This is a genomic window from Ruegeria sp. BC5 (assembly GCF_056539205.1).
The window spans coordinates 183,982-190,256 of the sequence record NZ_JBQFUN010000008.1 but is presented as its reverse complement, the minus strand read 5'-3'; the positions used below and the strand labels follow the sequence as shown (position 1 = coordinate 190,256).

Below are 6,275 nucleotides of genomic sequence, written 5' to 3'. Positions count from 1 at the left end.
CGTCGACAAATACTGGTCCCCCGTCAACCGCGTCGACAACGCATATGGCGACCGAAACCTCGTCTGCACATGCCCACCAATGGACGCATACGAAGAAGCTGCAGAATAAACACAAAACACAAAACCCCGCCGGAATACCGGCGGGGTTTTTCGCCAATAGGAAACCTGTGTTCCAAATTGCGCACCCACCCTATGTCGTTTTCTGCGGGTGATCGGTCTTTTTTGCTTGCTGGATCTGCGAAGGCCTCATACCCCTGTCCGTGGGACACCCCTCCCCAACGAGGGGCGTGTATCTGGAAGGGTAATACACATGACCATCGAACAACCGGCAACGCGGCCGGCGAATCCGCGTTTTTCCTCGGGCCCCTGCGCCAAACCCCCTACATTTGATCTGTCCAAACTGGCCGATGCCGCGCTGGGTCGGTCGCACCGTGCAGCCGTTGGCAAGGACAAGCTGAAGGCGGCCATTGAAGGCACGCGCGAGGTGCTGGGCATTCCGGCGGATTACAAGATCGGCATCGTTCCCGCCTCGGACACCGGCGCGGTCGAGATGGCGCTGTGGTCGCTGCTTGGCGAACGCAAGGTCGAGATGCTGGCGTGGGAGAGCTTTGGCTCGGGTTGGGTGACCGATGTTGTCAAACAGCTGAAGATCGACGCCGAGGTGAAAACGGCCGAGTACGGGCAGATCGTTGATCTCGCATCCGTCGATTTCGCCAATGACGTTGTGTTTACATGGAACGGCACCACCTCGGGTGTGCGGGTTCCCAATGGCAACTGGATTGCGGATGACCGTCAGGGTCTGACGATCTGTGACGCAACCAGCGCAGCCTTTGCGATGGACCTGCCCTGGGACAAGTTGGATGTCACCACCTTCAGCTGGCAGAAGGTGCTGGGTGGTGAGGCCGCGCATGGCATGCTGATCCTGTCACCCCGCGCGGTGGAGCGGCTGGAGAGCTACACACCCGCATGGCCCCTGCCTAAGATTTTTCGTCTGACCAAGGGTGGCAAACTGATCGATGGTATCTTTACCGGTGCCACGATCAACACGCCTTCGATGCTGGCGGTCGAAGATTACCTGTTCGCGCTGGATTGGGCGCGCTCGGTTGGTGGTCTGCAAGGGCTGATCGCCCGAGCTGATGCCAATGCCGGTGCGGTGCATGCATTCTGTGACCGGAACGACTGGATCGCCAATCTGACCGAGGATGCTGCGACGCAGTCGAACACTTCGGTCTGCCTGAAGTTCACCGATGACCGCATTCAAGATGGCGCAGTCTTTGCCAAAGCCGTGGCGAAACGGTTGGAGGTCGAGAATATCGCGCTGGATATCGGCGCCTATCGCGACGCGCCTGCGGGCCTGCGCATCTGGTGCGGTGGTACGGTCGAAACCTCGGATATCGAGGCAATGCTGCCCTGGCTGGCCTGGGCTTTTGAGGCCGAGATCGCGGCGCAAACCGAAGCCGCCTGACCTTTTTCACCGGGCCCCATCAGGCCCGGACCTTCCCTACAATTCAAGGACCAGAGATATGGCCCCCAAAGTACTCGTATCTGACAAGCTCAGCGAAACCGCCGTTCAAATCTTCCGGGATCGCGGCATCGATGTGGATTTCATGCCCGATCTTGGCAAGGACAAAGACAAGCTGGCCGAGGTGATCGGTCAGTATGACGGCCTTGCCATCCGTTCGGCCACCAAGGTCACGCCGACCCTGCTTGAAAAGGCTGACAACCTGAAAGTTATTGGCCGCGCTGGCATCGGCACGGACAATGTGGACAAAGAGGCTGCCTCTAAAAAAGGCGTGATCGTGATGAACACGCCTTTTGGCAACATGATCACAACGGCCGAACATGCGATTGCCATGATGTTCGCCGTTGCGCGGCAAATCCCCGAGGCCAGTACCTCGACCCATGCGGGTAAGTGGGAAAAGTCCAAGTTCATGGGAATCGAGCTGACCAACAAGACCCTTGGCGTCATCGGCGCGGGCAATATCGGCGGCATCGTTTGCGAACGCGCCTTGGGCCTGAAGATGAAGGTCATCGCTTATGATCCCTATCTGGGCGAAGAGAAAGCCGCCAAGATGGGCGTAGAGAAAGTCGAACTGGACGAACTGCTGTCACGCGCTGATTTCATCACCCTGCACGTGCCGCTGACGGACCAGACCCGCAATATCCTGAGCCGCGAAAACCTGGCCAAGACCAAGGCGGGCGTGCGCATCGTCAACTGTGCCCGTGGTGGTCTGGTCGACGAAGAGGCGCTGGCCGAACTGCTGCAATCCGGTCACATTGCTGGCGCCGCCTTTGATGTGTTCAGCGAGGAACCGGCCAAGGAAAACGCCCTGTTCAACCTGCCCAACGTAGTCTGCACGCCGCATCTGGGTGCGGCCACGACCGAGGCGCAGGAAAACGTGGCGCTGCAGGTGGCCGAGCAGATCTCGAACTATCTGCTGACAGGAGCGGTGGAAAACGCGCTGAACATGCCCAGCGTCACCGCCGAAGAAGCCAAGATCATGGGGCCGTGGATCAAGCTGGCCGGTCACTTGGGCAGCTTCATCGGTCAAATGACGGATGAGCCGATCAAGGCGATTAACATCCTCTATGACGGTGTCGCCTCCGAGATGAACCTGGCGGCCCTGAACTGCTCGGTCGTGGCGGGGATCATGAAGAAGTTCAACCCCGAGGTGAACATGGTCTCGGCTCCGGTCGTCGCCAAAGAGCGTGGCATTCAGATCTCGACCACCAACCAGGACAAGTCCGGTGCGTTCGAAGGCTACATCAAAGTGACCGTGGTGACCGAAAAGCGCGAACGCTCGATCGGGGGCACGGTCTTCAGCGACGGCAAGCCACGTTTCATCCAGATCAAGGGTATCAATATCGAGGCCGAGGTGGGTGCGCACATGCTCTACACCACCAACGAGGACGTGCCGGGCATCATCGGTGCACTGGGTCAGACCATGGGTGACAATGACGTCAACATCGCCAACTTTACCCTTGGCCGGGCGGAAGCAGGCGGCGAAGCCATTGCGTTGCTTTACGTGGACGAGCCGGTCCCGGCCGAGGTGCGCGCCAAGCTGGCGGAAACCGGTCTGTTCACCCAGATCAAACTGCTGGAGTTCGACGTCGCCTAAGCAGTGTTGAATTTCTGGAACAATTCTTGCCCGCGCCCCTCAAGGCGCGGGTATTTTCTTTTCCTGACACGCATTTCGCGCCAAAAGCCGGGTACGCGTTTATCCGAGGGATTTTCATGACATCCGCCATCTACGCCATCGGCGATATCCACGGGCAGTTAGAGATGCTTGAAAATGCGCTGCACCTTATCGAACAGGACGGTGGGCGGGATGCGCGGATCGTGTTTTTGGGTGACTATGTAGATCGTGGGCCGGATTGTCGTGGCGTTCTGGACCTTTTGGTCGCTGGGCAAAAGGCAGGGTGGAACTGGGTTTTTCTGTTGGGCAATCATGACCGGATGTTCGCCAGATTCATGCACGATGGTTCAACCGCCGAGGCCAAATTGCGGATCGGCGAACACTGGCTGCATGCGCGTTTGGGCGGGACCGAGACGTTGGCGTCATACGGTGTGACGTACACCGAAGAAGAACGCGTTTACAAAATTCTCGACCGTGCAAGGGCAGCAGTGCCGTCGGACCATGTCGACTTTTTGAACCGGCTGGTGACGTACCATCACCAGGATGAGGTTCTGTTCGTCCATGCCGGGATTCGCCCCGGTGTATCGCTGGCCGATCAGACCGAGGAAGACCTGATCTGGATACGGGGCGAGTTTCTGGATGATCCGCGACCGCACCCGTGGCTGGTGGTCCATGGGCACACACCTGCGGAACAGGCTGAGCATCGCGGTAACCGGATCAATCTGGACGGAGGTGCCGGGATGGGGCGACAGTTGGTTCCGGCTGTGTTTGAGGGCCGGGATTGCTGGCTGCTCACCAACGATGGCCGTGTGCCGCTGATCCCTTAACCCTTGGTGAACAGGTCCTTGTAGTCCTCACGCAGGAAATTCTTTTGCACCTTGCCCATCGTGTTGCGGGGCAGCTCTTCCAGCACGATCAGTTTGCGTGGGTGTTTGAACCGGGCCAGCGAGTTCTGCACGTTGGCCAGAATGGCCTCGGGGTCCAGTGTCTGTCCCGGCTCGGGCACCAGAATGCCCAGCACGGTCTCGCCGAAATCCGGGTGCGGTACGCCGATCACTGCGCTTTCCAACACGCCCGGCTGGTCATCCAGAACCAGCTCAACCTCTTTGGGGTAAATGTTGTACCCGCCCGAGATGATCAGGTCCTTGCCGCGCCCGACGATGTGGACATACCCGTCCGCATCCAAACGCCCCAGATCGCCGGTGATGAAAAACCCGTCTTCGCGCAGCTCGGCGGCGGTTTTCTCGGGCATTTGCCAATAGCCCTGAAACACGTTGGGGCCGCGCACCTCAAGCATGCCGATCTCACCCTGCGGCAAGTCTGCACCGGTTTCGGGGTCGGTCACCTTCAGTTCGACGCCGGGCAGGGGAAAGCCTACCGTGCCTGGACGACGTTCGCCGTCATGGGGGTTCGAAGTGCTCATGTTGGTCTCGGTCATGCCGTACCTCTCAAGGATACGGTGGCCAGTGCGCGCCTCGAACCGCTCATGGGTCTCCGCCAGTAACGGCGCCGAGCCCGAGATGAACAAACGCATGTGTCGGGTCAGATCGCCGGTGAACCGCTCATCGCCCAGTAAGCGGGTGTAAAAGGTCGGAACCCCCATCATCGTCGTGGCCTGCGGAATCAGCCGCAACATGTCTTCAAGATCGAATTTCGGCAAAAAGATCATCGACCCGCCCGCGGACAGCGCCACATTTGTCGCCACGAACAGCCCGTGCGTGTGAAAGATCGGCAGCGCATGCAGCAGCACGTCATCCGCCGTGAACCGCCACTCCTGCACTAGCGTTTCAGCGTTTGACAGCAGATTGGCCTGCGTCAGCATTGCGCCCTTCGATCGTCCGGTTGTGCCCGAAGTATAAAGGAATGCGGCCAGATCATCCTCGGACCGCTGGACCGGCTCAAACGCGGGCAACATCCCCAGCGCCCGCCGCATAAGGCTTCCCGAACCATCGGCGTTGAGCGTCTCTAACCGGGCGTTTTGGGCGGCGGCGATAGGGGCCAGCCCCTGTTCTTTTGCGGCGTCACAGACAACCAGTTTCGCACCGCTGTTTTCGATGAAATATTGTAACTCGGCCGTGGTGTATCCGGTATTCAGCGGCAGAAAGATCAATCCGGTCTGCACGCAGGCAGCATAGAGCGCCAGCGCCTGGGGCGATTTTTCCACCTGTACGGCCACGCGTTCACCGGGCTCAAGTTCGTATCCGCTTAGGGTATTGGCGATCTGCGCGGCCATGTCCAGAAAATCGGCATGGGTCAGGATCTGACCATCAGGAAGATGAAGAAACGGTGTGTGTTTGCCCGCGTGAATGCCAAACAGCCGTTCGTACAGCGGGTTACCCATTTCGTATTTCCTTTGCGCCTGCTTAATCTTGGGTGAATCTGTATCGGATTGAGCAGAGGGTAAAGAGAAATCCGGGCGCGGTTTAGAATTGCGTGGTCATGCGATACCCGGCGGCAAAGAACATCTTGGCAAAGGTCACGGGCTGACCTTGCAACCAGGTGATGCGCTCTCCGGTAAAGACCGGTTCTCCTTCGGGGACGTCCAGAAACCCAGCGAGTGTTGTATCGGCACGGCTGGCCAGAAAACTCAGTTCGACATTGGTGAAGGGCAGGGTCTGGATCAGCCACTCATTCGGTCCGATCTGCGAGAAATCTGCCTGCTCCACCTGCGGGACCGAGGCCGTGACGATCCAGCGATCCTCAAACTGAAACGGCGTGTTGCCGTTGAAATGCATGCAGCGAACATGCATCACGCTTTGCCCCGCAGACAGAGCCAATCGGGCGCTTAGCCATTCCGGAGCAGTCTCTAACTTAGAAGAAACCAGCGCATAGCGATACGTGCCGCCCATCGCCTCAACCTCGTCCCGGACCATGGGGATGGTGAAACGGGCCTGTCGCTGCGGTGCGCTCAACACCCGCGTACCAGCCTTGCGCCGGCGTTCCAGATAGCCCTCGTCAGCTAACTCCCGCAGGGCGCGGTTCACTGTTGTGCGGGTGCAGGAAAACTCGACCGCAAGATCCTGTTCGTTGGGCAACAGAGAGTCGGGCTGCCACTCGCCCGATCGGATGCGGGACAGAACGGTTTTCTTGATGTCTTTGTAGCTGGTGGTGTCACTGGATTGGGGCATGATGACCGTT

5 protein-coding genes are annotated in these 6,275 nt (G+C 59.0%); 3 read left to right on the top strand and 2 right to left on the bottom strand.

The window, feature by feature from the left end:
• Positions 1-310: 310 nt before the first annotated feature.
• From ACR0LY_RS17130 to ACR0LY_RS17120, 3 genes are all read left to right on the top strand, one after another.
• Positions 311-1,465, top strand: a complete 1,155-nt coding sequence (locus ACR0LY_RS17130; RefSeq protein ID WP_170351130.1) for a phosphoserine transaminase — start codon at positions 311-313, stop codon at positions 1,463-1,465.
• A 58-nt stretch (positions 1,466-1,523) separates the two neighbouring features.
• Positions 1,524-3,119, top strand: a complete 1,596-nt coding sequence (serA, locus tag ACR0LY_RS17125; protein WP_170351129.1) for a phosphoglycerate dehydrogenase — start codon at positions 1,524-1,526, stop codon at positions 3,117-3,119.
• Positions 3,120-3,235: 116 nt separating this feature from the next.
• Positions 3,236-3,964, top strand: a complete 729-nt coding sequence (locus ACR0LY_RS17120; protein ID WP_170351128.1) for a metallophosphoesterase family protein — start codon at positions 3,236-3,238, stop codon at positions 3,962-3,964.
• Here the strand turns inward: ACR0LY_RS17120 and ACR0LY_RS17115 are convergent.
• Positions 3,961-5,478, bottom strand: a complete 1,518-nt coding sequence (locus ACR0LY_RS17115; RefSeq protein ID WP_480567289.1) for a malonate--CoA ligase — start codon at positions 5,476-5,478, stop codon at positions 3,961-3,963. The genes ACR0LY_RS17120 and ACR0LY_RS17115 overlap by 4 nt on opposite strands.
• Positions 5,479-5,560: 82 nt before the next feature.
• The gene (locus ACR0LY_RS17110; RefSeq protein ID WP_170351126.1) at positions 5,561-6,265 is read right to left on the bottom strand and encodes a GntR family transcriptional regulator; all 705 of its coding nucleotides are present in this window, start codon (positions 6,263-6,265) and stop codon (positions 5,561-5,563) included.
• Positions 6,266-6,275: the final 10 nt, after the last annotated feature.